We start from the raw sequence: 25,385 nt of genomic DNA on the forward strand, positions 1-25,385 counted from the left end.
ACCCGGGGCGCCCGTTACGCTTGGCCTTCGACACGAGGAACCCTCCGCATGAACGACCGCGAACGCGCCGAACACCCCGGCCTGCGCCCGATTGACGACTCCGCTCTGACCCGCGAAAGCTGGAAGATCTTCCAGATCATGGCGGAGTTCGTGGAGGGCTTCGAGCGCCTGGCGCACATCAAGCCATCCGTGAGCATCTTTGGCTCCGCGCGCTTTCCACCCGGACATCCGCATTACCAGCTGGGCGAAGAAGTCGCCCGCCAGCTGTCGGATGCCGGCTTCGCGGTGGTGAGTGGCGGCGGCCCGGGCATCATGGAGGCTGCCAACAAGGGCGCCTTCGCCGGGCGCTCCCCCAGCATCGGCCTGAATATCCAGCTCCCCCACGAGCAAAGCGCCAACCCGTATCAGGACATCAGCCTGGGGTTTCGCCACTTCTTCTCGCGCAAGGTGATGTTCGTGAAATACGCCTCCGCCTATGTGGTCCTGCCGGGCGGTTTTGGCACGCTGGACGAACTGGCGGAGATTCTGACGCTGGTGCAGACCGGCAAGACCCGGCGCATCCCGATCGTGCTGGTCGGCTCCGAATTCTGGAAGGGGCTGCTGCACTGGTTCGACGACACTCTTGTGTCCGAAGGCACAATCGATGCCGAGGACCTGAAGCTATACTCGTTGGTGGATGCCCCGGAAGACGTGGTGGACGTGATCTTCGAGCATTACGAGGCGCGCAGCTTCGAGCCTTCCGCGGAAGAAAAGAAACGCATGATGGAGCTGTGAGCATGGCCGCTAAGTGCACCCATTATCCCGCCGCCCTCCTGGTCGGTCTGCTTCTCGCGCCGGCTCTGGCCATTGCCCAGCAGGAGCGCGAGTGGGACGATGCCCCGCCGCCGCCCGAGATGCCGGACGAGGCCGAGGCCGACCCCGCGCCGCCCGTGCTCGACGAACGCGCGCGCGAGCAGCGGGGCCTGGAAGAGGCTGACATTGTGATCATCGAACGCGACGGGGAGACCCGGCGCGAGTACCGCATGGGCGGGCAACTGGTGATGGTGGAGGTGATCCCCGCGGCCGGTCCCTCCTACTACCTGATCGACAGCACCGGCGACGGCCTGCTCGATCGCCGTCAGCGTGAGCTGGAACCCGATTTCGTACCGCCGTCCTGGGTGATTTTCCAATGGTAATGAACGAACACGACTGCCAGGCCTGTGCCGAGGCCTGCGGGGTGAGCATCGAGTTTCGCGAGGGCGAGGCCTTGCTGGCGGGGCAGCCCGTGCAGTGCCTGCGTCTGTCGGCGGATGCCGCCTCCGGTATCGAGGCGGCCCTGAAGGGTGCAGGCATCAGCCCGCTGGCCACCGCTGATGCCGACGGGACGCGGATTCTTTTCCTGGATCAAGGTCAGGCATTGCGCGAACCCCTGTCGGCCGAGGGCCCCGGAAGCCTCAACGCCCTGGGGGAGCGGGCCGCGAGCTGGCAGGCCCTGCACCCGGCGAGTGCGATGCCGGAGGCCACGGGCTATCGCCGCGGGGTGCTGCAGCAGCTATTGCGCGAACGCGCCGATGCCCTGGGCCAGACGCTGTTGGCCGACGAGCGGGAGACGCTGGACGCCGAACTCCACCACCAGAGCCTCTATCGTTTCGAGGATCTGCCGCTGGCCGGGAGCTACTGGCACTCGGTGCGGGTCTATTCGGAAGGGGCCGGGCTCGCGGATCTGGTGATGCCGCCGGCGCCGGTGCCCGCTTTCTGGCAGCTCGCGCGCATCGCATTGGCGATTGCGGTGGACGAGGCCGGCGAGATTCGAGCCGATGCCTACCGCGCGTTGCTTGCGGGCTACCATGCCAGACGCCCGTTGGCCGCGATCGAGCGCGGGGCCGCACCGACATTGCTGCGCCTGGCCGCACTGGACGACTGGATCGGTCGTCGCGAATCCGGCGCGACGGGCGAGGCCGAACGCCAGCGGCTCGTTGCGCTGCAGGGGCACGCCGCCCGTGTGCAGGGCATGTGGGTACGTGCCGCGTAGGTGGCTCGGGGGTTTCGGCCCAAGGAGATCGACGATGAACAAGGTCTGGGTGCTGTTTCTAGTCGCGATGTGCCTGCCGGCGCTCACCCAGGCCGAGGTCTATCGCTGGACTGACGACCAGGGCAATGTGCACTTTGGCGACCGTCCTCCCGAGGGCAGCGCCAGCGAGTCGGTCGATGTACGTGAGCCCATGCGCGGGGTGCCGCTCGAGGGTGCCCGAGAGATCCTTGAACGTCCGGTGCGGCCTCAGCAAGAGGAGGCCGATGCCAGTGGCTACGAACGCGTCGCGATTACGCAGCCGGAGGACGGGGCCGGCGTGCGTGCCAATGACGGCAATGTCACCGCCGAGGTGGCGCTGGAGCCCGCCCTGGATACCGAGGCCGGCCATCGCGTCGTCTGGCTGCTGAACGGCGAGGAGGCTGGCGACAGCACCGGCTCCAGTATCACCTTCGAGGGGCTCAACCGCGGCGAATACAGCCTGCAGGCGCGAGTAGAAGACGACGCCGGGCAGGAGCTCGCCAGCAGCGACACCATCCAGTTCAACGTGCTGCGCATCGCGATCCCGCGCGAACAGCAGCAACAACAGCGCCCGCAGCAATTCCCCCAGGGCGGCGCCCCGCAGGCCCCTCGGGCCCCCCAGGCCCCGCGCGCACCTCAGCCCCAGGTCCAGCAGATTCCGCAGAACTAGTCGGCCGCACCAACTCCGTGCGCATTCTGCCCCAATATGGTGCCGTATTTGCACTATAATGGGGCGGTGCTTGGTGATTGCCGCCACGGCCGCCTTGCCTGGGCGCTCTCCTGCCCGCGGATGATCCACCCTGTGCTGTGCCCCTGTTTGGCGCGATTCCTGCTTGAGGCCCGTTGATGAACAATCCTGTTGCCAAGCCCGCCCCAGCGCCATGGCCCTGGTGGGACGACCTGTCAACTGCCGTGCTGGTGACGGATGGCGAGCTGCGCCTGGTCAGCCTGAACAGTGCGGCCGAGGTCCTGCTGGGGCTTAGCCGCGAGCGTATCGTCGGCCACGGACTGGGGCAGTGCCTCAGGCTCGACCGCAGCCTGTCCAATCGGCTGCGGTCGGTGTTGTCACTCGATCAGCCGATTACCCTGCGCGCCCGACAGATGGAGCCACTGCGCGCCGAGCCCTTCCTGGCGGACATCACCATCACGCCTCTGCGCGGTGACGATGGCCGCGAGCCACAACTCTTGTTTGAACTTAACGCCATTGATCGCCATGAACGGATCAGTCGCGAGGAACAGCTGCAAAAGCAGCAGGCGATCACGCGTGCGGTGACCCGGGGGCTGGCCCACGAGATCAAGAACCCGCTGGGCGGCCTGCGCGGGGCGGCGCAGCTATTGGCCAGCGAGCTGGATGACGACGGGCTGAAGGAATACACCGGCATCATCATTCGCGAGGCGGACCGGCTGCGCAGCCTGGTCGATCGCATGCTGGGCCCGAACAACCTGCCCCGCCTCGAGGCCGTAAACCTCCACGAGGTGCTGGAGCACGTGCGCGGCCTGGTCAGTGTGCAACTGCCGCTGGGTCTGAAGATCCGCGGCGACTACGACCCGAGCATCCCGGATGTGCAGGCCGACCGCGACATGCTGGTGCAGGCCATCCTGAATCTGGTGCAGAACGCGGTGCAGGCGTTGAGCGAGGGCGGCGAGATCACCCTGGTCTCGCGCGTACTGCGCCAGTACACCATTTCCGGTCACCGCCACCGCCTGGTGGCACGCCTGAGCGTGCGCGACAACGGCCCGGGCATCCCGGAGGAGATCCGCGAGCGCATCTTCTTCCCGATGGTGACCGGCCGCGCCGCGGGCACCGGCCTGGGCCTGCCCATCGCCCAGAGCCTGATCCAGTTGCACAACGGACTCATTGAATGCCGTTCGCGACCGGGCAGCACCTCGTTCGACATCCTGCTGCCGATCGAACCCCAAAATGCCAAGGAGGCCGGCAACTGATGGACCCCATCGTCTGGATCATTGACGACGACGACTCGATCCGCTGGGTGCTGGATCGCGCCCTGCAGCGCGCCGGTATCAATGTGCGCGGGTTCGAGACGGCCGACGCGGCCTGGGCTGCGCTGGAGACTGACGAGGCCCCGGATACGGTGGTGGCCGACATCCGCATGCCGGGGCTGAACGGCCTCGATTTTCTCGCCCGTATGCAGACCCGCCCGGATCCGCCACCGGTCATCATCATGACGGCGTTTTCGGATCTCGAGAGCGCGGTCGGCGCTTACCAGACCGGGGCTTTCGAGTATCTGCCCAAGCCGTTCGATGTCGACGAGGCCGTGGCCCTTGTTCAGCGTGCGCTGGAGGCGCGGGCGACTGCGCAGCAAAATGCCGAGGGTGGCGCCAGGATCGAGGACACCCCCATCATCGGCGAGGCGCCGGCGATGCAGGAGATGTTCCGCGCGATCGGGCGTCTGTCGCGCAGCAATATCACCGTACTGATCAACGGCGAGTCCGGCACTGGCAAGGAGCTGGTCGCGAGGGCCCTGCACCAGCACAGCCCGCGGGCCGATCAGCCATTGATCGCGTTGAACACCGCCGCGATCCCGAAAGACCTGCTGGAGAGCGAGCTGTTCGGTCATGAGCGTGGCGCCTTTACCGGCGCCAGCCAGAGCCGCAAGGGCCGCTTTGAGCAGGCCGATGGCGGCACACTGTTCCTCGACGAGATCGGCGACATGCCGTTCGACCTGCAGACGCGTTTGCTGCGGGTGCTGGCGGACGGAACCTTCTATCGCGTCGGTGGGCATACCCCGATCCGGGTGGATGTGCGCATCATCGCCGCCACCCACCAGGACCTCGAGGAGCGCGTGCGCGCCGGGCTGTTCCGCGAGGATCTGTTCCATCGCCTGAACGTGATCCGTATCCATGTGCCGTCGTTGCGCGAGCGCCCGGAGGACATCCCGCTGCTGGTGCAGCACTTCATGGCCGAGGTGGCGTGCGAACTGGGGGTCGAGGCGAAGACCATGCGGCCGGAGGTGGTGCGCGAGCTGCAGCGTCTGCCCTGGCCGGGTAATGTTCGCCAGCTGGAGAACACCTGTCGCTGGCTGACGGTCATGGCCTCGGGACGTGAGGTGCACCTGGACGACCTTCCGGCCGAGCTGCATCAGGATGCGCCGCCCATGGAGACCCACGGAGGCCTGTCGGACGCGCAGATGGCCACGCCGCGTGACTGGACCAGCGAGCTGGCCCAGGTCGCTCGGCAGCACTGGCAACAGGGCGAGCGCGACCTGCTCGGCCGGGTTCTGCCACAACTGGAGCGTACGGTGATTCGCGAGGCGCTGAATGTGACCGGTGGGCATCGCCAGCAGGCCGCTGCCCTGCTGGGCTGGGGCCGCAACACCCTGACTCGCAAGATTCAGGAGCTGGGCATCGACGACGAGTAGGGCAGATCAGGTCGTGGGGTCTTCCGGGGCCGGGGCGGCGCAGGCGGAGATCGCGCTGTTGAGCTGCAGGCTCCCGGTCAGCTCGCTGACCTGCTGGATGCCGTGGCGATCCATGTAGTCGCGGATGCCGTCCAGGATCTTCGGCAGGCACAGCGGATCGTAGAACAGCCCGGTACCCACGCCCACGGTGCTGGCGCCCGCGATCAGGAATTCCAGCGCGTCGCGCGCATTCATCACGCCGCCCTGGCCGATGATCGGGACATTATGCGGTGCGGCCACCTGATAGACCTGCTGTACTTTCAGCAGCGCGATCGGCTTGATCGCCGGGCCGGAGAGTCCGCCCTGGTTGTTGCCGATCACCGCGCGGCGGTTTTCCACGTCGACGGCCATCCCCATCAGGGTGTTGATCACGGCAAACCCGTCGGTCCCGGCATCGATGCAGCGGCGGGCATTCTCGGCGATGTCGGTCTGGTTGGGCGACAGCTTGGTGATCAACGGCTTGGAGGTCACGGAGCGGCAGGCCTCGACCACGCGCGCCGACATCTCCGGGTCGTTGCCGAACGCCACGCCGCCTTCTTTCACGTTGGGGCAGGAGATATTGATCTCGATGGCATCGATCGGCGAGTCGTCGAAACGCCGGGTGACCTCGACGTACTCCTCGATCGTGGAGCCCGAGACGTTGGCGAAAAAGCGCGTCTCCTCGAAATCCAGTGCGGGCAGGATCTCGTCCACCACCCGGTCCACGCCCGGATTCTGCAGGCCGATCGCATTCAGCATGCCGTCGGGCGTCTCGTAGACGCGGTGCGGCGGGTTGCCCAGTCGCGCCTGGCCGGTCGTGCCCTTCAGGCAGATCGCACCCGCGTCGCGGTTGGAGAACCCGGCGACCCGGGTGTATTCCTCGCCAAAGCCGACACAGCCGGACAGCAGCACCAGCGGCGTGTTCAAATGCAGCCCGCAGAAATCAACGGCCAGCCGCGGATCGGTGCGCGAATCACTCATGCTTCACATCGTCCTTTATGAACCGGAAATCCCGCCGAACACGGGCAATATTATTCGTCTGGCGGCCAACACCGGGGCGGCGTTGCACCTGATCCATCCGCTCGGCTTCGAGCTGGATAGCGCCCGGGCGCGCCGCGCCGGGCTCGACTATCACGAGCTGGCCCGGGTGCAAGAGTATGACAGCCTCGAACGGTGGCGGGAATCGATCCGGCCGCAGCGCGAGTTCGCCCTGACCACGCGCGGGCAGGCCCGTTACGACCAGGCCGGGTTCCAGTCCGGTGATGCCCTGTTGTTTGGGCCGGAGACCCGCGGACTGCCCCAAGCGGTACTCGACGCACTGCCTCCCGAACAGCGATTGCGTCTGCCCATGCAGCCCGATAGCCGCAGCCTGAACCTCTCCAACGCGGTGGCCGTGGTCGTCTACGAGGCCTGGCGCCAACTCGGTTTTCCGGGCGGGGTCTAGGGTCCGATGTGCTGGGCAGGACGCCGTGCTTTGCTCTAAGCTCGAAGGCGTGGCTCACGGCTGCGGGACCCCCAGTTGGGTCTTCTGCGCGGCTCCAATAAGAAGGGGTTCGGGATTCATGGTTTCTGCTTTTCGATCGTTCTGCCTGCTGGCCGCCACCAGCCTCCTCGTCTCGCCGCTCGCCGCGGATGAACCCACCGGTTCTGACAACTGGTGGTGGGATGACGACTGGTGGGAAGACGGCGTGCTGTATTCCGATCTCGAGAATCACGAGGTCGAGATCGAGCGATTCGAGTATGAGCGCGACGGCGTGGACATCCCGGCGCTGGTGGCGCGCCCCGCCGATGGCGAGGCCTATCCCGCGATCCTCTGGGCCCATGGCCGGCGCGGGCTGGACGATCTGGCGATCCTGCATGTGAAGCGCCTGGCCGCGCGCGGCTTCGTGGTGATGGCGCCGGACATGTACACCGGCCGTTTCATGGAAAGCCATCCGCTGGATCATGACTACGAGCTGGAGGGCGACCTGAACAAGGGATTGGATGTCCTGCTCGAGCGTGACGACATCGTCGGTGACCGGGCCTGCCTGGTCTCCATCACGCGCGGGGGCTACAAGACGCTTAAGGTGGCCGTGACCTTTGAGCGGCAGGTCGAGGATGTTGCCTGCTGGGCCGGCTACTACCCGCACCTGCAGGACCCGAACCTCGGCGAGCCGCACCAGGTGTATCGCTACGCCAACGAGGTCAATCAGCTCGAGATCCCGATGATGATCCTGATCGGCGACGAAGAGCAGTATCAGCGCCACCGGACCGCGAAGATGGCCGCGGACGGTCTGGAAAGCCGCGGCGGTGATGTGACCTGGATCGAATATCCAGGCGTTGGCCGCGGCTTCGATTTTCGCAATGGCAGCAACCGCACCTTCGCCGACGATCTCGCCTCTCGTGACGCGATGATCCGGGTCACCCGCTTTGTGAACCAGCATCTGCGCGACTGAGTTCTCCCTCGACTTCCTCCCCTGGCCTGCGAGCCGGCACCACCGACCCATCGGGTTGGTGGTGCCGTTGTGCCTTCAGGTCCTCTCAGGTCAATAAGTCTTTGATAATACAATTAAACGTTTCCGTGCGGAGAGTGCGGAATTTGCTATCTTCGGGCCTTATGTCACTGAGATGCCCGGTCGTTGCGCGGCCGATTCACGGTTGGAACGCACTAAAGTCGCAGAAGGAGGACGAAGATGGCCAAGGTTCTGATCGCCCAGGGTGGAGGCCCGACGGCGGTAATCAATCAATCCATGGTGGGCGCAGTCCTGGAAGCCCGGAAATTTACCGACGTCGAGCTGGTATACGGGGCCTTCCACGGGGTCCGCGGGATCATCGACGAGGAGTTCCTGGACCTGACCCAGGAGACCACCCACAATCTGGAGATGGTCGCGCGGACGCCCTCCTCGGCGCTGGGCTCTACGCGTGACAAGCCGGATCTCGACTACTGCAAGGAGATCTTCAAGGTCCTGAAGGCCCACGAGATCACCTACTTCTTCTATATCGGTGGCAACGACTCCTCCGACACGGTGCGTATCGTCAGCGAGGAGGCGCGCAAGGCCAACTATCCGATGCGTTGCGTGCATATCCCGAAGACGATCGACAACGACCTGGTGGAGAACGACCATACGCCGGGCTTCCCGTCCGCAGCGCGTTTCGTGGCCCAGGCCTTCGTCGGCGCCAACCTCGACAACTATGCCCTGCCGGGAATCTATCTGGCGGTGGTCATGGGCCGCCATGCCGGGTTCCTGACCGCGGCCTCCGCCCTCGGGAAGAAATTCCCGGACGACGGGCCCCACCTGATCTACGTGCCCGAACGCGTATTCGAAGTCGACCGCTTCCTGTCGGACGTCAAGGCGACCATGGACCGTTACGGGCGCTGCGTGATCGCGGTCAGCGAGGGGATCCATGACGCGGACGGTGAGCCGATCGCGACCAAGCTCGCCAAGGACGTGGAGAAGGATGCCCACGGTAATGTTCAGCTCTCGGGCACCGGCGCCCTGGCCGACATGCTCTGTGGCGAGATCCGGGACAAGCTGGGGGTCAAGCGCGTACGCGGCGACACCTTCGGCTATCTGCAGCGTGCCTTTATTGGCTGTGTCTCGGACGTCGACCAGCGCGAGGCCCGGGAAGTGGGCGAGAAGGCCGTGCAGTTTGCGATGTGGCAGGGCCGCGACGGCTCGGTCGCGATCAAGCGTACCGGCTTTTATTCGGTGGACTACGAGTACGTGCCGCTGGAGGCCGTCGCTGGCAAGACCAAGGTCATGCCGGACGAGTTCATCGATGCCTCGGGCACCGACGTCACCGACGCCTTCCGGATGTATCTGCGTCCGCTGCTGGGCTCGGGCATGCCGGATGCCTACCGCCTGCGTCAGAACAAGGTGACCAAGGTGCTCGGTCGCTAATAGCAAGAAAGCCCCTGGTCCCGTGTCCGGGCCCAGGGGCGGCAGGCGCGGGGCCGTGGCCCCAATCAAGACGACCCGCTCGGAATACCAGGCGGGTCGTTTTTTAGCCCAGGGCCTTGAAGATCTGGTCGCGGATGTCTTCCACCGATCCGGTTCCCTTGATGTGGACGTATTGCGGCGCGTCGGGCTCGCCGCTGTCCGCCCACTTCGAGTAGAAGTCCACCAGCGGGCGCGTCTGGCTGTGGTAGGCCTCGAGGCGCTTGCGCACCGTTTCTTCGTTGTCGTCTTCGCGCTGGATCAGGTCCTCGCCGGTGACGTCGTCCTTGCCTTCGACCTTCGGCGGATTGAATTCGACGTGATAGGTGCGGCCGGAGCCCGGATGTACCCGCCGTCCGCTCATGCGGCGGATCACCTCTTCGTCGGGGACATCCACCTCCACGACAAAGTCGAGCGGCACGTTCTGCTCCTTCAGGGCCTCGGCCTGCGGGATGGTGCGCGGGAAGCCATCGAACAGGAAGCCGGTGTCGCAGCAATCGGGCTGCTCCACGCGTTCCTTCACCAGGCCCAGGATGATGTCGTCGGAGACCAGGCCGCCAGCATCCATGACCTCTTTGGCCTTCAGACCCAGTGGGGTGCCTGCCTTGACGGCTGCACGCAGCATATCGCCGGTGGAGATCTGCGGGATGTTGTACTTCTCGCAGATGTACTGGGCCTGGGTGCCCTTGCCGGCGCCAGGCGCCCCCAACAGAATCAGTCGCATGCTCTCGCTCCTATGAGGAGTGGGTGGTTGTGCTATGGTCGCTGCAGACACTCCCGATCCGCGCAAGTTACAGTACAGGGGTTGTGGTTGTCGGTACAACCCTGCCCATCCTTATGTGACACCCGCCCCCTGCAAGGAGTCACCGACCGTTATGCAAGCCGGCCCCCGCGAGATCACCACGCCGTTTCGGCCCATCCCCCTGGATATCCCGGAGGGCATGAAACCGAACGAGTTCTTCAACAGCACCGAGAACCTCGCCGACCTGGTGAACAACAACGGGCTGCTGGTCAATCCGGAAAACCTCCTGCTCTACCGCAAGGCGCTGGGGCACAGCAACGAGTTCGACTGCTCTATCATCTACAACACCTCGCAGACCATCCTCGACCCGATGGGGCGCCCGGTGCGGCGCACCCAGGTGCCGGAGCCGGTGCGGCATGTCTGGAACCGGATGAACGGAGTGATCATCGAGTACATGCTGGAGCAGTACCCGGACCCGGCCGAGGCCCTGGTGCTGGCGGGCGAGGCCAGCCTGGACGCGACCTGGCCGCTGACCGCGCCCGGGGTGCCCAGTATCCGCATGCTGCACAACCATTTCATCGTCTTTCCGATGGCGACGCTGGCTGAAGCGCCGCTGGCCGATCCCGGTAACCCCAACCTGACCGATGGCGGCCAGCACAGCCTGTTCCAGGCCTATATGCGCGATGTCTACCGGGCCTTCTTTACCCGCGCCCTGGACCTGCAGATCCTGCGGCCGGCGCCCGATCACGAGGCCCGACTCGCGCTGACCGGCTACCCGCACGGCCTCCCGAGCTGGGAGATCCAGGGTGGGGTCGAGGCGTTGAAGGACATCCGCTTCTGGCGCGAATACGACGCGGTCCTGCAGGGCTTTCTGGACTTCTACCGCACCTTCTTCTCGCAGGTCTCCACCCGCAATGCCCCGATGCCCGAGGGCGTGCACTTCCCCGATGCGGTGGAGGAGGTCCTGCTGTTCAACAACGATTTCCTCAAGACCGCCAAGAAGGTGCGCGATCGCTGCTTCACCGACGCCAAGTACGCCCATGCGATCCGTTGGCAGCCGGCCTTCAAGCAGCTGATTTACCGCAACGACGAGGGCCGCTTGATCGTCACGATCAGTCAGAATTCGATCGGCAACGCGATCACTGAGCTGCTGGGGGTGGTGGTCAACCGGGTACCGGACGCGGAGGCCTACGAGCACGTCGAACCGGCCCTGGTCGAGAAGTTGCTGGAGGTGCGCCGCCGCCTGGTAGAGCTCGATCTGGGTGAGGGGATCACGACCGAGGGCTGGTCGGCGGTCTGATCGGAGCGATTTGGGGCTGGGCCCCGAACCTGGATGGGCCGGGAGCGGTCAGGCCGCCCCCGGCTGTGTCCTCAGGCCACCGACTGGTAGTAGATGTTCTGCGGGTGGTTGGCCTGGGCGAAGAAGAACCAGCGCTCGGCGACCATGCCCAGATACTGGATCACGAACGCGGCGATCAGCAGGTTGGCCGGGTCGATGCGGGCGACCAGCACGACCAGCAGCAGGATCGCCGGGACCACGAATGCACCCAGCAGGAAGATCCACTTCATCCCGCGCAGGAACGCGGCCGACATGTGGTGGAAGAATTCCCGCGTATTGAATGACCCGCCCATGAAGCCCTGGGACTTCTGCTGGATCTTCGGGTGCTTCACCCCGATCGCGGTCTGCAGCGTGGACTTCGACTTGATACGGGAGTTGCGCACCAGCGATGCGCTGCGGGTACCCAGTCCCAGAAGCGTCAGGACGATCGCGACCGTCGCCAGGAAGGCGACCAGCGGGACACCGGCCCAGGCCGCATAGGCGGCCGCCAGGGTGAAGCCGTTGGCGGCCCCCAGCACGGTGTAGTTGACCACGGTCAGCGGGGAGTGCCATTCCTGCAGGAACTTGATGCAGGCGTAGATCATCGCGGTCGTTACATACAGCACGATGGCCAGCAGCGCCCCGATGGCGCCAAGCACGACGGTCAGCAGGACGGGGACATCCCCGGCCAGCGTACCCAGGGCCGGGTTGAACCCGAACGCATGGGCCGCGCCGTACAGGAACACGACGCCCATGAACGCCGGGAGTACGATCACCTCGCGCGAGAGCCAAGAGGTGCGCCACTTGGTGGCGGTGCGCCAGGCGCGTTCCGGCCGCCCCAGGTGAAAGAACGAGGCGATCAGCCCCAGCACCAGGAAGGCCAGCGCGAGCGCGGAGCCCAGGGCCAGGAAGTCCGAACCCGGGGGCGGCAGCACGCCCAGCAGGCTCAGTGCCTCGGCACCGAACAGGCCGAGAAACAGGCCCTGGCCGGCGCCGATCAGGGTGGTGAGGAAAATGACCGAGAAGGCTGGATGCATAGTGTCTTCGTCCCTGTTTACCAGCTGGTGACGTCGTCGAGCGAGGGTTCGTCCTGCCCGGGCTTCGGCAACTGACTGTCGATCTTCAGCGGGTTGTCCGCGCGTTCGACCTCGTCTTCGCGGATGGTGAGCTGGGTCTTGCGCCGCGGCAGGTAGTGGTTGGCCGGCTTGGACCCCCATTCCGGCATCAGCTGGTAACCACCGGCCTCGCGGATGGCCTTCGAGACGACCGACTCGGGGTCATGGATATCGCCGTAGAGCCGCGCATTGGTCGGGCAGGCCCGCACGCAGGCCGGCTTGCGATCCCATTCCGGCAGCTCCTCGTTGTAGATGCGGTCCACGCACAGGGTGCACTTGGTCATCACCTTGCGTTCGGCATCCACCTCGCGCACGCCATAGGGGCAGGCCCAGGAGCAGTACTTACAGCCGATGCACTTGTCGTAATCGACCAGCACGATGCCGTCCGACTCGCGCTTGTAGGACGCCCCGGTCGGGCAGACCGGCACGCAGGGCGGCTCTTCGCAGTGCAGGCAGGACTTTGGAAAGTGCACCGTCTCGGTGTTCGGGTATTCACCCACCTCGAAACTTTGCACCCGGTTGAAGAAGGTGCCGGTGGGGTCCGCGTCGTAGGGGTTCTGGTCGACCAGTGGGCCGGCATCGCCGGAGGTGTTCCATTCCTTGCAACTGGTCACGCAGGCGTGGCAACCCACGCAGACGTTGAGATCGATGACGAGGGCGAGTTGGGTCATTTCTTGCCTCCTATGCCCGCAAAGAAGTTCAAAACACGTGCCCGTGTGGACTGGCCGGGGTACGGTTTGAGCGGCTTGAACTGGGGAGAGGTCTCCTGCGGCTCCCCTTCTTCGGCCTTGTAGATTCGTACGCGGACGTCATACCAGGCCGCCTGACCAGTCACCGGATCGGAGTTCGAGATCGGGCCGCTCTGCCCCGGCAGCTCCTCGGAGATCAGGTGGTTCAGCAGAAAGCCCTTGCGTGACTCGTTGGCGCCCGGGGTCAGGTTCCAGGCCCCCGCGGCCTTGCCGATCGCATTCCAGGTCCAGACGGTGCCGGGCTCGACAGCCTCCGAGTACTTGGCCATGCAGCGCACCCGGCCCCAGGGGCTTTCCGCCCAGATCCAGTCCTCGTCTTCGATGCCGGCGGCCCGCGCGGTGCGCGCGTTCACGTACAGCAGGTTGTGGGCGTGGATCTGGCGCAGCCAGGCGTTCTGGGAGTCCCAGGAGTGGTACATCGCCATCGGCCGCTGGGTGACGGCCGCCAGCGGGTAGGTGTGCTTGTCCGTGGACTGGTGTTCCAGCGGGTCATAGTAGAAGGGCAGCGGGTCGAAGAAGGTCTCGACGCGCTTGGCCAGGTGCGCCGGCGCCTTGCGCGTGGGCCCCTTGCCCTGGGCGGCGGCGCGGAACTTCATCAGCACCTCGGAGTAGAGGTGGATCAGCACGGGCTCGCCATAGCGCGTGATGCGGTTGCGCTGCGACCACTCCAGATAGCCCTTGTTCCAGTTACGCATGTACTGGTAGCTGCGCGGCAGTTCGTACTGGAAGACGCAGTTGTTCTTCGCGTACATCTCCCACTGGTTGGGGTTGGGTTCGCCACGCAGGGACTTTTCGCCGCCCTTGCCGCGCCAGCCGGCCAGGAAACCGATGCCGGAGCCCGGCTCGGTCTCGTAGTTGACCACGAAGTCCGGGTAGTCGCGGAACTTGCGATCGCCCTTCTCGTTCACGAAGGCCGGTAGCTTCAGGCGCGACCCGAGCTCGATCAGTACATCCTGGAAGGGCTTGCACTCGCCCTTGGGCGGCACCACCGGGATGCGCACCGAGTCCACCGGGCCGGTGAACTCGGAGATCGGGCGATCCAGCATCGACATTACGTCGTGGCGTTCCAGATAGGTGGTATCCGGCAGCACCAGGTCGGCAAACGCGGTCATCTCGGACTGGAAGGCATCCGCCACGACCAGGAACGGGATCTTGTATTCCCCGTTGTCGTCCTTGTCGTTCAACATCTTGCGGACCTCTTCCGTGTTCATGGTCGAGTTCCACGCCATGTTGGCCATGAAGATCAGCAGGGTGTCGATCGGGTAGGGGTCGCCGCGCCAGGCATTGGTGATCGCGTTGTGCATCATGCCGTGCACGGCCAGCGGGTACTCCCAGGAGAAGGCCTTGTCGAGTCTCACCGGCTCGCCCTTGTCGTCCACGAACAGGTCGTCCGGGCTGGCCGGCCAGCCGAGCACCATGCCGTCCAGCGGCTTGCCGGGCTGAACGCCCTCCGGCCCCTTCGGCGTGCGGGCGCAAGGCGGGATCGGACGCGGGAACGGGGCCTTGTGGCGGAAGCCACCGGGGCGATCGATCGTGCCCAGCAGCGACATCAGGATCGACAGCGAACGGATGGTGTGGAAGCCGTTCGAGTGTGCGGCCAGCCCGCGCATCGCATGGAAGGAGACCGGGTTGCCGGTCACCGACTCGTGCTCCACACCCCAGGAATCGGTCCAGGCGATCGGCAGCTCGATGCGCTGATCGCGCGCGGTCACGCCCATCTCGTGGGCCAGGCGGCGGATATCCTTGGCCGCTATGCCGGTGACGCGCTCGGCCCATTCCGGGGTGTACTCCGCGACCCGGTCCTGCAGCAGCTGGAACGAGGGCTTCGCCCGTGTCCCGTCGTCGAGTGTGAATTCTCCGAGCAGGTAGGGGTCGGCGCCCGGGGTGTGGGTGGCGACCGGGCGCCCGGTCTTGCGATCCCACCAGAGCTGGTTCTGCGCGTCGTAGCAGCCTTCTTCCGGCGGATCCTCGGTGCGCAGGAACATGCCGAACTCGTCCTGGTCCTCGTCCATGTTCACCAGCTGGCCGGCATTGCTGTAGCGGACCAGGAAGTCGCGGTCGTACAGGCCCTTGTTGATGATCTCGTGGATCAGGGCCAGCAGCAGGGCGCCATCGGTCCCCGGACGGATCGGGACCCATTCGTCGGCGATCGCGGAGTAGCCGGTGCGCACCGGATTGATGGAGATAAAGCGCCCGCCCTGGCGCTTGAACTTGGAGATCGCCACCTTCAGCGGGTTGGAGTGGTGGTCCTCCGCGGTGCCGATCATCACGAACAGCTTCGAGCGTTCCAGGTCGGGACCACCGAACTCCCAGAACGAGCCGCCGATCGTGTAGATCATGCCGGCGGCCATGTTCACCGAGCAGAAACCGCCGTGCGCGGCGTAGTTGGGGGTGCCGAACTGCTTGGCGAACAGCCCGGTCAGGGCCTGCATCTGGTCACGCCCGGTGAACAGCGCGAAGCGCTTCGGGTCGGTCTCGCGGATGTGCCCGAGGCGCTCGGCGAGGATCTCGAAGGTCTCCTCCCAGGAGATCGGCTCGAACTCGCCGTCGCCCCGCTCGGCGCCGGGCTTGCGCCGCAGGGGCTGGGTCAGCCGCGCCGGGGAGTGCTGTTTCATGATCCCGGAGGCGCCCTTGGCGCAGATCACGCCCTCGTTGATCGGGTGCTCGGGGTTGCCGTCGATGTACCGTACCTCCCCGTCGCGCAGGTGCACCCGGATGCCGCAGCGGCAGGCGCACATGTAACAGGTGGTGTTCTTGATTTCGTGCGACGGGGTCTGTGCCATAAATCGTCAACGCCTTGTAAGTTAGACAATCGCGATATACTGCAATACCCCTTACTTCGGTCGGGGTTACCCCCACTATGCAGTTCCGGGGTGCCCACCACAAGGGAGTCAAAGATGGATTCTGCGTGCCCGTTCGGATGCCTCGAATTGGGCCCGGGGGCAGGGCGGGGCGCAGCAGTGTTATCGTCCCGGCACTGGAATTTGGCAACAGAGGCCTGCGAACCCATGAAGGTATGCATTGTTTCCGACAGCCATGACCGCGGCCCGATGCTGGCCCGCGCGATCGAGGCCGGTATTGTCGAGGGCGCCGAGGCGGTCATCCACTGTGGCGACGTGATCGGCGGCAATACGCTGCGGGCCTCGCTGAAGCTGGGTGTGCCGATACACGCGGTGCATGGCAACAACCTGGGGGACCCGGTCGCGATCTCGCGCATCGCCCATCAGTCCAACGGCCTGCTGCACTACTACGGGCTGGATGCCACGATCACCCTGGGGGGGCGCCGCATCTTCGTCACGCACTACCCCCATTACGCCCATGCGATGGCATGCACGGGTGACTACGACCTGGTCTGCTGCGGCCACAGCCACGAGACCGAGATCCGTCAGCAGCCGCATGTGCAGGATGGCTCCACTTGGGTCGTGAATCCCGGCACGGTCGCGGGTCTCGGCGCGCCCGAGGCGACCTGGGCGCTGGGGGATCTCGACCGCATGTCGTTCGAGATCCGGCCAACGCCGGAAGAGGCAGCAGCCGGAATCGAGTGACCCATCGGGGTTCCCTGGCGCCTCCCCGGCGCTGCGCCGCCCCGCGGTTTCGTCAGACGGGACCCGCTTGTCAGCGCGCCCATCTCAGGGCATCGTCTAGGTTCCCACCCTGGATGGAGAAATGCGATGACCGCAGAATTCCCGCACAAGCCCCTGCCATCGAGCAAGGCAGCTCCCGGAACCGGGCTTCAGCAGGTAACCGACGAGGAACCGCGGGTTACGCTGGCCTCCTCCGCGTTGTGTGTGCTGACCGACTTCCGCCGAGTGCCGGTGGCCACAATTGGTCCCGACGCGACCCTCGGTCAGGCGACGGAGCAGATGATTGCCAGGGGTGTGCGGTTGCTGATCGTGGTCGACGACGCGCGGCAGGTGCGCGGGTTGATTACGGCTCGCGATACGCAGGGGGAGCGCCCGATCCAGATGGTGAATGAGCGTGGTCTGCGGCATGAGGACCTCCGGGTCCGTGACCTGATGGCGCCCCTGGATGATGTGGATCTTCTGGACATGCAACGGGTGATGCAGGCGGACGTTGGCGACATCATCGCAACCCTGAAGGACTGGGGGCGTCAGCATGCGCTCGTGGGCCAGACGGATCCGGCGACCGGCGAGACCCGCATCCGGGGCATGTTCTCGGCCACGCAGATTGGCCGCCAACTGGGCGTGTCGGTGCAGACCTTTGATGTCGCGCGGACCTTCGCCGAGATCCAGGCGGCATTGTCGAAGACCTACTGAGAACGCAAAAAGGTGGCGGGATCTCCCGCCACCTTTTCTGTTTCCGGGCTTTGACGCAGTCGAGCCCGGTTACTGATTGATGCTCTGGTAGTAGTCCATCAGGATCTCGGCCACCTCCGGGCGGGAAAACTCGGGCGGGGGTGCCTCGCCGCGGCCCAGCATCTCGCGCACCTTGGTGCCGGACAGGAGCACGAAGTCCTCCTTCGTGTGGTCGGGCGCATCACACATCATGACCACGCGGCCGAGCTTCTTCGAGAAGGCGGTGTGGTCCGCTCGGAAGATCTCGATCTCCAGTGCGTCGCTCGGGACCTCCGTGTCGAAGATGGTCTGGGCGTCGAACGGTCCGTAGTAGTCCCCAACCCCGGCGTGATCGCGCCCGATGATGAAGTGGGTCGCCCCCATGTTCTGCCGGAACAGCGCATGGAGCACGGCCTCCCGCGGCCCGGCATAAAGCATGTCGAAGCCGTACCCGGTGATCATCACGGTGTTCGGGGGGAAGTAGATCTCGGCCATCTTGCGAATGGCGGCGTCGCGCACCGGGGCCGGGATATCGCCGGGCTTCAGCTTGCCCAGCAGCATGTGGATCACCAGGCCATCGGCGCCCAGCTGGTCCAGTGCCATGCGGCATAGCTCCTCGTGAGCGCGGTGCATCGGGTTGCGGGTCTGGAAGGCCACCACCTTGTTCCAGCCGCGTTCCGCGATCTCGTTGCGGATCTCGACCGCAGTGCGGAAGGTGTCGGGGAAGTCATCCTGGAAATAGGAGAAGTGGAGCACCTGGATAGGGCCCGACACGCAGACGCGGCCCTCGCTGTTGAAGGCGGCCACCCCGGGGTGTTCCATGTCGGTCGTGCCGTAGACCTTCTGCGTCATGGTCTCCATCTGTTCGGGGGTGAACTCCTCGATGGCCTCGACTTCCTGGATGGCGAGTACCGGGTTCCCCTCCATGTTGGGATCGCGCAGGGCAATTCGCTTGGCCCCGCGGATGGCGTCGGCATTCTCCAACAGGTTTACCACCGGGACCGGGAAAAACAGGCCGCTGGTGGTCCGCATGTTCTCCGCGCAGCCCATTGCGTCTGCGACATTCATGAAGCCGGTCAGGGGTGTGAAATAGCCCCCTCCCATCATCACGGCGTTGCCGGCGGCCGCAGAGCTGATCACCACGGAGGGGAGGCTTTCGGCCTCTTTCAACAAGGCATGGTGTTGTTCGGGGTCGTAGACAAACAGGGGCTTCAGGGTGTCTGCACCGTGCGGTTTGATCATGGGGCTTTATCTCCTGCCGACGCTGGATGTGGACTGCATGGATTGGGCGGATTATCCCGCCGAGTGTCGTGCTCGGGCCGTACGTGGCCAGCCGGTCTGGTCGCCGGCCGTGCTGCAAGTCGACCCTGAACGTAGCACAAGATAGTCCATAAAGCGCCGGGTTACTTGACCCCTTGTCGGCCGCGTCTGGAGCGGCGCGGTTCATCAATCGGCTGCCGTTCGGTCCCAATGCGGGTTTCGTGGTTGATTAAAGGTTCTTGTGCTGGTCGCCACATTACTTTCCAGTCGCGCGACCGGCTTGTGGCGCGCAAAGCCCGTGAAAGCAGCTCCATAGATTAGCGTTTCCCTAAATAAGCATATGACCCCATACATTGAACTTATGTCTCGGCAAGCAAGTTTGATTTGAAGCACAAGATGGAGTTGGCACAGACTCGGTGGGCCAATTGGACACTCTGAGGAGGCCTGACGCCGTGATCACTAGTAATCCCTTTGCCGAACTGGCTGCGTTTATTCCACCAGCCGCAATGCAGTGGTATGTCGTGCTCATGGTCATTCTCGTGGCCGGCGGCACGATCCTCGACATGATGCACAAGAGGAGTGCCAAGTACTTTTTCGAGAACGCCAAGAAAGCCGAGAAGAATGCGAGCCGAAGCGTGAGCGGTGGCGAGAAATTCTCGCTGGCGATGCAGACCATCGGGAAAGAGGTCATCACCTCCGGCGAATTCAAGAATCCGACGCGTCGTGCCTCCCACCTCTTCACCATGTGGGGCTTTATCGTTTTCGTCGTCTCCTCCGCCGTGCTGATCTTTGGCTACGCGGCCGAGCCGGCCGCCGGCGTGTGGCCGCTCCTGTGGCACCTGGGCGCCTTGTCGCTCGCCTTTGGCGGCTACTGGTTCTGGTTTTTCATTCGTGTCGATGTCAATTCCGAAGGCCGTCGCTGGTACCAGCTGGTCCGCGCGGACCTGTTCATCGTGTCGCTGCTGGCGATGTCGACGTTCGCCATTCTGTGGTCGCTGACCCAGGGCGCAGGTGCCCTCGGCTGGCTCTTCTTCGTGCTCTTCCTCGCGGCTACCACGACCCTGTTCGCAACCGTCTACTGGTCGAAATTCGCGCACATGTTCTTCAAGCCCGCCGCGGCCTACCAGAAGCGCCTTACCCGGGCCGACGGCTCCGCCGAGAACCTTCCGACCCTTACGCGTGATGACCCCGAGCAGCAGCAGCGCCATTCCATGGAGTTGCTGCGCGACGCGCCGATGGAGATGGGGAAGGGTATCCAGCGTGAAGCGCCCAACCACTACTAAAGCCATTTACCCGAACATCAGCATCGATCGAGGACTACCATGCCAACTTTCGTATACATGACCCGTTGCGATGGCTGTGGATACTGCGTGGATATCTGCCCGTCAGACATCATGCATATCGACGAAACCACCCGTCGTGCCTACAACATCGAGCCCAATATGTGCTGGGAGTGCTTCTCCTGCGTGAAAGCCTGCCCGCACCACGCCATTGACGTGCGCGGCTATGCGGACTTCGCGCCGCTTGGGCACAGCGTACGCGTCGACCGCGACGAAGAGCGGGGAACTATCGCCTGGAAGATCAAGTTCCGCGATGGTCGCGAAAAGGAGTTCCTGTCGCCCATTACCACCAAACCCTGGGGCAAGCACATCCCGCAGCTGGCCGACGTTCCTGCGCCGGACAAGTCGATGAGGGACAGCCAGCTGCTGTTCAACGAGCCCAAGTACATCCGTATGGATGAGGGGGATCTGCACACGCTTGAGGCCGCCGGTCTCAAACTGAAAGAAGGGGTGTACTACTGATGGCCTACAAGACAATCGTCGAAGACAACATCGACATCTTGGTTTGTGGCGCCGGCCTGGGCGGCACGGGCGCCGCCTGGGAAGCCCGGTTCTGGGGCCAGGACAAGAAGGTCGTGATTGCGGAGAAGGCCAACATCGACCGCTCCGGCGCCGTGGCCCAGGGCCTGTACGCGATCAACTGCTACATGGGCACCCGCTGGGGCGAGAACAACCCCGAGGACCATGTTCGCTACGCGCGTATCGACCTGATGGGCATGGTGCGCGAGGATCTGCTGTTCGACATGGCGCGCCACGTGGATTCCACCGTGCACCAGTTCGAGGAATGGGGTCTCCCGCTGATGCGCGACCCGAAGACGGGCGCCTACCAGCGGGAAGGCCGCTGGCAGATCATGATCCACGGCGAGTCCTACAAGCCGATCGTGGCCGAGGCCGCCAAGAAGTCGGCCGATACGATCTACAACCGCATCTGCGTCACCCATCTGCTGATGGACGAGTCCAAGGAGAACCGGGTGGCCGGCGCCGTGGGCTTCAATGTGCGCACCGGCAACTATCACGTCTTCAAGTCGAAGACGGTAATCGTTGCTGCCGGCGGCGCATCGATGATCTTCAAGCCGCGCTCGGTCGGTGAAGGGGCGGGCCGTGTCTGGTACGCGCCCTGGTCTTCCGGCTCGGCCTACGGTCTGCTGATCAATGCCGGTGCCAAGATGACCCAGATGGAAAACCGCATCGTGCTGGCCCGCTTCAAGGATGGTTACGGCCCGGTCGGTGCCTACTTCCTGCATCTGAAGACCCGCACGCAGAACTGCAACGGCGAAGAGTACGAGTCCAAGTGGTGGCCGCAGCTGCAGGAGATGGTCGGCAAGGAGTACCTGGATCCGGAGGTCTCCCACCGGACCCATCGCCCGATCCCGACGTGCCTGCGCAACCACGCGTTCCTCAACGAGGTGAATGCCGGCCGTGGCCCGATCCACATGGTCACCATGGAGGCCTTCCAGGATCCGCATCTTGAAGAGGTGGGCTGGGAGAACTTCCTGGGTATGACCGTCGGCCAGGCCGTGCTCTGGGCCGCCACCGACGTGGACCCCAAGAACGAGAACCCCGAGCTGACCACCTCGGAGCCCTACGTGATGGGCTCGCATGCCACGGGCTGTGGAGCCTGGTGCTCCGGTCCGGAAGATGTTTCCCCGCCCGAGTACTTCTGGGGCTACAACCGCATGACCAGCGTCGAAGGCCTGTTTGGTGCCGGCGACGCCGTGGGCGGGACGCCACATGCGTTCTCCTCCGGTTCCTTCACCGAGGGCCGGCTGGCCGCGAAGGCTGCCTGCAAGTACATCGACGATGGCAAGGCCGACGGCATCCGCGTCTCCGATTCGCAGATCAACAAGCGCAAAGAGGAGATCTACAAGCCGCTCGAGCACTACAAGATCTATAGCAACGAGGTTGTGGCCGGTTCGGTCAATCCGAACTTCATCAACCCGCGCCAGGGTCTTGACCGCCTGCAGAAGCTGATGGACGAATACTGCGGCGGCGTGACGGTCAGCTACATGACCAACGAGAAGCTGCTCAATATCGGCCTGAAGAAGATGCACATCCTCGAAGAGGATCTGGACAAGCTGGCGGCGGAGGACATCCACGAGCTGCTGCGTGCCTGGGAGCTGAAGCACCGCGTGCGCACGGCCGAGAGCGTCTTCCAACACACGCTGTTCCGCAAGGAAACCCGCTGGCCGGGTTACTACTACCGAGGCGACTACATGAAGCTCGACGACAAGAACTGGCATCACCTGACCGTCTCTCGTCGTGACCCGAAGACGGGCGAGTACACCATGGAGAAGGCGCCGTGCTATCACCTGGTCGACAAGGACGAGGCCCCGGCCGAACCCGAGAAGGCGGAAGCCTAGGGTGCTAACGTGACGGGGTCGGGTGCGGCCCCGTCACCACGGCTGGCAAGCAGCGATGGCCAACGCGTTCGCGCGTTGGTCTTCTCTTTCAACCGTCACCCCCGGGGGTTTCAACATGACCAGTGCAGCTGAAGCACAGCCAATGCCGGAGACCTCGATGAACATCATCGATCACTCCGACGAGGAGATCCTGGAGATCGCCCATCCCATGTGGAGCGATCTGATCAAGTACTCGAACAAGGGCCAGTACGGCAAGTTCGTCCGCCGGTTCTCCTACCACCTGCTGTTCGGCCTTAACGAGGTCGAGGTGGGCAAGCAGTTCGCCCAGAGCGAGCTGACCCGCAACCTGAAAGATGACTGGGATTACCTCGGCATCATTCGCCGCGGCGAACATGTCACGGTCCTGTATCGGGTGCGCAGCACGAAGAAAGAAGGGGAGTGGCTCGGCCGCATGGTCCTCGGCTACGAGGAAGGCGAAGTGCGAATCTTCGGTGCGTCCATTTTCTAAGACAGCGGGACTTTGAATGACAGATGTAATCAAGGACAACAAGTACGTCGAGCTGAATTACCAGGTCATCGACGAGAAATCCGGCCAGGTCCTGACCGAGGTGGAGTTCCCCCTGGGATACGTGCACGGCGTCAATGAGGTCCTGTCGCCCAAGGTGATGGGCGAGCTTGAGGGCAAGGCGCAGGGCGAAACCATCGAGGTCCCCATCGATTGCAATGCGCTGTACGGCCCGCGCGACGAGTCCCTGGTGATCACGGAAGCGATCGAAAACGTGCCGGAGGAGTACCGCGAGCTCGGTACGGCGATCCTGATGGAAAACGATCGTGGCCAGACCAAGAATTTTCTGGTTACGCGGCTCGACGACAAGACGATCACCATTGATGGCAATAACCCGCTGTGTGGTCGGCAGGTGATTTTCAAACTGAATGTGTTGTTGGTGCGTGATGCCACTGCGGACGAAATCGAGCATGGTGGCAAGGTGGAGTCGGGCCCGGAAATCGACAGCGGACGAGCGGTGCCCATCGAGTGATGGGGCCGGTTTGCCCGGCCTTTCAGTATGTCTGGGGGCGAGACGTTAATGTCCCATCCCCTCTTTTTCATCGAAGCGAGGTGAATGAACCATGAGCCAGGATACCGAGAAGAAACACCCGCAGGTCCCGGACGGCAAGTCCCGTTACCTGGTGACCCGCCAGATGCCGCCCAACGAAAAGGGCTTCGTCGGTTACGAGACGATCTGGGAGTCTTTCCAGAAAGAGGCGGAATACCAGACGCCGAAGCGCCCCTGAAGCCGGGAGTAGTCGATAGCCGCCCCTTCGATACCGGGGGCGCTGCCCTGCCGTCCGCTTGCGATCGTCATCGCCGGCGGACGTTTTTGTTTTGGTAGGCCCCGGACGGACGGGCCGACGTTCGGAACCCGGGCCCGCCTCTTACGAGGGGGCGCGTTCCGGTCCCTCCGGCGGCGCCTGCAACTCCGACGGTCGACCCGGCTGGGCCATGCGGTCCGGATTGGCCCAGCGCATCAGGGCGAGGGCCAGCAGGATGGTGGGGATGCCAATGAGCGCGGAGCTGGCAAAGAACCAGAACCAGCCCAGGTGCTCGGCGAATACGCCGGTAAATCCGGCCAGGAACTGACCCGGGAGGGTCATGATCGAGCTGAACAGGGCGTACTGGGTCGCGGTGTAGGCCGAGTTGGTCAGGCTGGAGAGATAGGCGATGAACACCGATATCGCCATCCCGCCGGAGAGATTGTCGGCCATGATTGCGAACACCAGACCGTAGGTTTCCGGGCCCAGGGTCGCCAGCCAGGAGAAGGTCAGGTTGGTAGCCGGCGCCAGGATGGCGGTGGCGATCAGCATGCGCATGATCCCGAAACGCACGACCAGCAGTCCGCCCAGGGCGGCCCCCGTCAGCGTCATCGCCAGCCCGAAGGCCGCGGCGATGTTGGCGATCTCGTCCTTGGTGAAGCCCAGGTCGAGATAGAACGGGTTGGCCATCACCCCCATGAAGATGTCGCTGATGCGGAAGATCGCGATGAACGCGATCACCAGCAGGGCGATTCGTCCGAAGCGCTGCCAGAACTCCACGAACGGGCATACCACTGCGCCGATGAACCAGGCCTTGAAGTCCCGCCAGAGGCCGGTGTCGGCGGTGTTGTTGATGTAATGCACCACGCGTTCTTCGAGCCGGGCGGTCTGCGCGTCGCGGGTGGCCACCTCGGGTTCGCGCACGATCAGGGTGCATACGACCCCGACCAGCATCAGCGCCGCCATCGCCATATAGGACAGGCTCCAGCTGCCGGCGGCCGCAATATGCAGCGCCCCCGCCCCGGCCGTCAGCAATGCCACGCGATAGCCAAAGACATAGGCTGCGGCCATCGCGCCCTGGCGCTCCTGGCTGACCGCCTCGATGCGGTAGGCGTCGATCGCGATGTCCTGGGTCGCGGCACCAAAGGCGGTCAGTACCGCCCAGACCGCGACCAGCCAGAGCTGTTCGGTGGGGTCGGTAAAGGCGATTCCGAACAGCCCCAGCATGATGGTCGCCTGCGCCGCCAGCATCCAGGCCCGCCGTCGCCCGAAGATCCGGGTCAGCAGCGGTAGCCGCATCCGGTCCACGATGGGAGCCCACAGCACCTTGATGCTGTAGGCCATGCCCACCCAGGAGAGGAAACCGATGGAGGCCAGTTCGACCCCGAGGTCGCGCAGCCAGGCGGTGAAGGTGCCGCCGGTCAGCAGTAGCGGGAGTCCGGCGGCAAAACCGAGGAACAGCATGCCCACCACCCGCGGGTGGCGGTAGACGGCCAGCGCCTCGCGCCAGTCGCGGTTTGGCCGGTTCTGCGACTCGGCAGCCGTGCTCAC

Annotated in this window: 25 protein-coding genes; 18 read left to right on the plus strand and 7 right to left on the minus strand. The window is 64.5% G+C overall.

Going from position 1 to position 25,385, the window contains the following annotated elements:
- Nucleotides 1-48 precede the first annotated feature (48 nt).
- From F467_RS0102445 to ntrC, 6 genes are all read left to right on the plus strand, one after another.
- A complete protein-coding gene (locus tag F467_RS0102445; RefSeq protein WP_012981461.1) occupies nucleotides 49-774 on the plus strand; it encodes a TIGR00730 family Rossman fold protein in 726 nt (241 codons plus the stop codon).
- A 2-nt stretch (nucleotides 775-776) separates the two neighbouring features.
- Nucleotides 777-1,175, plus strand: a complete 399-nt coding sequence (locus F467_RS0102450; protein WP_012981462.1) for a DUF2782 domain-containing protein — start codon at nucleotides 777-779, stop codon at nucleotides 1,173-1,175.
- Entirely contained in the window at nucleotides 1,175-2,011 is an 837-nt protein-coding gene (locus F467_RS0102455; protein WP_018139785.1) for a hypothetical protein, read from the plus strand. Before F467_RS0102450 ends, F467_RS0102455 begins: the two co-directional genes overlap by 1 nt.
- Before the next feature lie 34 nt (nucleotides 2,012-2,045).
- Nucleotides 2,046-2,699 carry a DUF4124 domain-containing protein gene (locus F467_RS0102460; protein WP_012981464.1) on the plus strand — a complete coding sequence of 218 codons (654 nt, stop codon included), beginning with the start codon at nucleotides 2,046-2,048 and terminating at the stop codon, nucleotides 2,697-2,699.
- 176 nt (nucleotides 2,700-2,875) lie between these two features.
- Nucleotides 2,876-3,973: a nitrogen regulation protein NR(II) gene (glnL, locus tag F467_RS0102465; protein WP_012981465.1), complete on the plus strand. Its 1,098-nt coding sequence runs from the start codon at nucleotides 2,876-2,878 to the stop codon at nucleotides 3,971-3,973.
- The gene (ntrC, locus tag F467_RS0102470; RefSeq protein ID WP_012981466.1) at nucleotides 3,973-5,409 is read left to right on the plus strand and encodes a nitrogen regulation protein NR(I); all 1,437 of its coding nucleotides are present in this window, start codon (nucleotides 3,973-3,975) and stop codon (nucleotides 5,407-5,409) included. Before glnL ends, ntrC begins: the two co-directional genes overlap by 1 nt.
- 6 nt (nucleotides 5,410-5,415) lie before the next feature.
- Here the strand turns inward: ntrC and F467_RS0102475 are convergent, their stop codons facing one another.
- Nucleotides 5,416-6,408 carry a dihydroorotate dehydrogenase gene (locus F467_RS0102475; RefSeq protein ID WP_018139787.1) on the minus strand — a complete coding sequence of 331 codons (993 nt, stop codon included), beginning with the start codon at nucleotides 6,406-6,408 and terminating at the stop codon, nucleotides 5,416-5,418.
- Between F467_RS0102475 and F467_RS0102480 the strand changes: the two genes are divergently transcribed.
- The 3 genes from F467_RS0102480 to F467_RS0102490 all read left to right on the plus strand — a co-directional run bounded on the left by F467_RS0102480 (nucleotide 6,407) and on the right by F467_RS0102490 (nucleotide 9,308).
- Entirely contained in the window at nucleotides 6,407-6,871 is a 465-nt protein-coding gene (locus tag F467_RS0102480; RefSeq protein ID WP_012981468.1) for a tRNA (cytidine(34)-2'-O)-methyltransferase, read from the plus strand. The genes F467_RS0102475 and F467_RS0102480 overlap by 2 nt on opposite strands.
- 118 nt (nucleotides 6,872-6,989) lie before the next feature.
- Nucleotides 6,990-7,862: a dienelactone hydrolase family protein gene (locus tag F467_RS0102485; protein WP_012981469.1), complete on the plus strand. Its 873-nt coding sequence runs from the start codon at nucleotides 6,990-6,992 to the stop codon at nucleotides 7,860-7,862.
- Between the two features lie 237 nt (nucleotides 7,863-8,099).
- A complete protein-coding gene (locus F467_RS0102490; RefSeq protein WP_012981470.1) occupies nucleotides 8,100-9,308 on the plus strand; it encodes a 6-phosphofructokinase in 1,209 nt (402 codons plus the stop codon).
- Between the two features lie 103 nt (nucleotides 9,309-9,411).
- Here the strand turns inward: F467_RS0102490 and adk are convergent, their stop codons facing one another.
- Complete coding sequence (adk, locus tag F467_RS0102495) at nucleotides 9,412-10,068, minus strand: adenylate kinase (protein WP_012981471.1); 657 nt, start codon at nucleotides 10,066-10,068, stop codon at nucleotides 9,412-9,414.
- Nucleotides 10,069-10,219: 151 nt separating this feature from the next.
- On the opposite strand from adk, the gene F467_RS0102500 reads away from it, so the two are divergent.
- Nucleotides 10,220-11,386: a hypothetical protein gene (locus tag F467_RS0102500; RefSeq protein ID WP_018139788.1), complete on the plus strand. Its 1,167-nt coding sequence runs from the start codon at nucleotides 10,220-10,222 to the stop codon at nucleotides 11,384-11,386.
- Nucleotides 11,387-11,457: 71 nt separating this feature from the next.
- Here F467_RS0102500 and F467_RS0102505 read toward each other — a convergent pair whose 3' ends face one another.
- The 3 genes from F467_RS0102505 to F467_RS0102515 are packed head-to-tail and all read right to left on the minus strand — an operon-like array spanning nucleotide 11,458 to nucleotide 16,051.
- A complete protein-coding gene (locus tag F467_RS0102505) occupies nucleotides 11,458-12,441 on the minus strand; it encodes a DmsC/YnfH family molybdoenzyme membrane anchor subunit (protein ID WP_018139789.1) in 984 nt (327 codons plus the stop codon).
- 17 nt (nucleotides 12,442-12,458) lie between these two features.
- Nucleotides 12,459-13,190: a 4Fe-4S dicluster domain-containing protein gene (locus F467_RS0102510; protein ID WP_012981474.1), complete on the minus strand. Its 732-nt coding sequence runs from the start codon at nucleotides 13,188-13,190 to the stop codon at nucleotides 12,459-12,461.
- Nucleotides 13,187-16,051: a molybdopterin oxidoreductase family protein gene (locus tag F467_RS0102515; protein ID WP_018139790.1), complete on the minus strand. Its 2,865-nt coding sequence runs from the start codon at nucleotides 16,049-16,051 to the stop codon at nucleotides 13,187-13,189. Before F467_RS0102515 ends, F467_RS0102510 begins: the two co-directional genes overlap by 4 nt.
- Before the next feature lie 225 nt (nucleotides 16,052-16,276).
- On the opposite strand from F467_RS0102515, the gene F467_RS0102520 reads away from it, so the two are divergent.
- Both F467_RS0102520 and F467_RS0102525 read left to right on the plus strand, forming a co-directional pair.
- Nucleotides 16,277-16,813 (plus strand): metallophosphoesterase family protein, encoded by a 537-nt coding sequence (locus tag F467_RS0102520; protein ID WP_012981476.1) that lies wholly within the window; start codon nucleotides 16,277-16,279, stop codon nucleotides 16,811-16,813.
- 126 nt (nucleotides 16,814-16,939) lie between these two features.
- Complete coding sequence (locus tag F467_RS0102525; protein ID WP_012981477.1) at nucleotides 16,940-17,545, plus strand: CBS domain-containing protein; 606 nt, start codon at nucleotides 16,940-16,942, stop codon at nucleotides 17,543-17,545.
- 69 nt (nucleotides 17,546-17,614) lie between these two features.
- Here F467_RS0102525 and sat read toward each other — a convergent pair whose 3' ends face one another.
- Nucleotides 17,615-18,805 carry a sulfate adenylyltransferase gene (sat, locus tag F467_RS0102530; RefSeq protein WP_018139791.1) on the minus strand — a complete coding sequence of 397 codons (1,191 nt, stop codon included), beginning with the start codon at nucleotides 18,803-18,805 and terminating at the stop codon, nucleotides 17,615-17,617.
- A gap of 524 nt (nucleotides 18,806-19,329) precedes the next feature.
- On the opposite strand from sat, the gene F467_RS0102535 reads away from it, so the two are divergent.
- From F467_RS0102535 to F467_RS13720, 6 genes are all read left to right on the plus strand, one after another.
- On the plus strand, nucleotides 19,330-20,106 hold the full coding sequence (locus F467_RS0102535) for a hypothetical protein (protein WP_018139792.1): 777 nt from the start codon (nucleotides 19,330-19,332) through the stop codon (nucleotides 20,104-20,106).
- Between the two features lie 39 nt (nucleotides 20,107-20,145).
- Nucleotides 20,146-20,625 carry an adenylyl-sulfate reductase subunit beta gene (gene aprB / locus F467_RS0102540; RefSeq protein ID WP_038038494.1) on the plus strand — a complete coding sequence of 160 codons (480 nt, stop codon included), beginning with the start codon at nucleotides 20,146-20,148 and terminating at the stop codon, nucleotides 20,623-20,625.
- Nucleotides 20,625-22,523, plus strand: a complete 1,899-nt coding sequence (aprA, locus tag F467_RS0102545) for an adenylyl-sulfate reductase subunit alpha (protein ID WP_018139794.1) — start codon at nucleotides 20,625-20,627, stop codon at nucleotides 22,521-22,523. The genes aprB and aprA overlap by 1 nt, the downstream gene beginning before the upstream one ends.
- A 157-nt stretch (nucleotides 22,524-22,680) precedes the next feature.
- Nucleotides 22,681-23,031: a hypothetical protein gene (locus F467_RS0102550; RefSeq protein ID WP_018139795.1), complete on the plus strand. Its 351-nt coding sequence runs from the start codon at nucleotides 22,681-22,683 to the stop codon at nucleotides 23,029-23,031.
- 16 nt (nucleotides 23,032-23,047) lie between these two features.
- Nucleotides 23,048-23,560: a peptidylprolyl isomerase gene (locus tag F467_RS0102555; RefSeq protein WP_018139796.1), complete on the plus strand. Its 513-nt coding sequence runs from the start codon at nucleotides 23,048-23,050 to the stop codon at nucleotides 23,558-23,560.
- Nucleotides 23,561-23,651: 91 nt separating this feature from the next.
- A complete protein-coding gene (locus F467_RS13720; RefSeq protein WP_018139797.1) occupies nucleotides 23,652-23,816 on the plus strand; it encodes a hypothetical protein in 165 nt (54 codons plus the stop codon).
- Nucleotides 23,817-23,957: 141 nt separating this feature from the next.
- Here F467_RS13720 and F467_RS0102565 read toward each other — a convergent pair whose 3' ends face one another.
- The gene (locus F467_RS0102565; protein WP_018139798.1) at nucleotides 23,958-25,385 is read right to left on the minus strand and encodes an AmpG family muropeptide MFS transporter; all 1,428 of its coding nucleotides are present in this window, start codon (nucleotides 25,383-25,385) and stop codon (nucleotides 23,958-23,960) included.

The sequence above is a fragment of the Thioalkalivibrio sp. ALJ12 genome, from assembly GCF_000378305.1.
GTDB lineage: Bacteria > Pseudomonadota > Gammaproteobacteria > Ectothiorhodospirales > Ectothiorhodospiraceae > Thioalkalivibrio.

Coding starts and splice junctions, on each gene's coding strand:
- F467_RS0102510 (WP_012981474.1), bottom strand. CDS start 13,190: ATGACCCAACTCGCCCTCGTCATCGATCTCAACGTCTGCGTGGGTTGC.
- F467_RS0102485 (WP_012981469.1), top strand. CDS start 6,990: ATGGTTTCTGCTTTTCGATCGTTCTGCCTGCTGGCCGCCACCAGCCTC.
- F467_RS0102455 (WP_018139785.1), top strand. CDS start 1,175: ATGAACGAACACGACTGCCAGGCCTGTGCCGAGGCCTGCGGGGTGAGC.
- F467_RS13720 (WP_018139797.1), top strand. CDS start 23,652: ATGAGCCAGGATACCGAGAAGAAACACCCGCAGGTCCCGGACGGCAAG.
- aprB (WP_038038494.1), top strand. CDS start 20,146: ATGCCAACTTTCGTATACATGACCCGTTGCGATGGCTGTGGATACTGC.
- F467_RS0102555 (WP_018139796.1), top strand. CDS start 23,048: ATGACAGATGTAATCAAGGACAACAAGTACGTCGAGCTGAATTACCAG.
- F467_RS0102535 (WP_018139792.1), top strand. CDS start 19,330: ATGCAGTGGTATGTCGTGCTCATGGTCATTCTCGTGGCCGGCGGCACG.
- F467_RS0102450 (WP_012981462.1), top strand. CDS start 777: ATGGCCGCTAAGTGCACCCATTATCCCGCCGCCCTCCTGGTCGGTCTG.
- F467_RS0102490 (WP_012981470.1), top strand. CDS start 8,100: ATGGCCAAGGTTCTGATCGCCCAGGGTGGAGGCCCGACGGCGGTAATC.
- F467_RS0102460 (WP_012981464.1), top strand. CDS start 2,046: ATGAACAAGGTCTGGGTGCTGTTTCTAGTCGCGATGTGCCTGCCGGCG.
- adk (WP_012981471.1), bottom strand. CDS start 10,068: ATGCGACTGATTCTGTTGGGGGCGCCTGGCGCCGGCAAGGGCACCCAG.
- F467_RS0102525 (WP_012981477.1), top strand. CDS start 16,940: ATGACCGCAGAATTCCCGCACAAGCCCCTGCCATCGAGCAAGGCAGCT.
- F467_RS0102480 (WP_012981468.1), top strand. CDS start 6,407: ATGCTTCACATCGTCCTTTATGAACCGGAAATCCCGCCGAACACGGGC.
- F467_RS0102445 (WP_012981461.1), top strand. CDS start 49: ATGAACGACCGCGAACGCGCCGAACACCCCGGCCTGCGCCCGATTGAC.
- F467_RS0102550 (WP_018139795.1), top strand. CDS start 22,681: ATGAACATCATCGATCACTCCGACGAGGAGATCCTGGAGATCGCCCAT.
- aprA (WP_018139794.1), top strand. CDS start 20,625: ATGGCCTACAAGACAATCGTCGAAGACAACATCGACATCTTGGTTTGT.
- F467_RS0102505 (WP_018139789.1), bottom strand. CDS start 12,441: ATGCATCCAGCCTTCTCGGTCATTTTCCTCACCACCCTGATCGGCGCC.
- F467_RS0102475 (WP_018139787.1), bottom strand. CDS start 6,408: ATGAGTGATTCGCGCACCGATCCGCGGCTGGCCGTTGATTTCTGCGGG.
- glnL (WP_012981465.1), top strand. CDS start 2,876: ATGAACAATCCTGTTGCCAAGCCCGCCCCAGCGCCATGGCCCTGGTGG.
- sat (WP_018139791.1), bottom strand. CDS start 18,805: ATGATCAAACCGCACGGTGCAGACACCCTGAAGCCCCTGTTTGTCTAC.
- ntrC (WP_012981466.1), top strand. CDS start 3,973: ATGGACCCCATCGTCTGGATCATTGACGACGACGACTCGATCCGCTGG.
- F467_RS0102520 (WP_012981476.1), top strand. CDS start 16,277: ATGAAGGTATGCATTGTTTCCGACAGCCATGACCGCGGCCCGATGCTG.
- F467_RS0102515 (WP_018139790.1), bottom strand. CDS start 16,051: ATGGCACAGACCCCGTCGCACGAAATCAAGAACACCACCTGTTACATG.
- F467_RS0102500 (WP_018139788.1), top strand. CDS start 10,220: ATGCAAGCCGGCCCCCGCGAGATCACCACGCCGTTTCGGCCCATCCCC.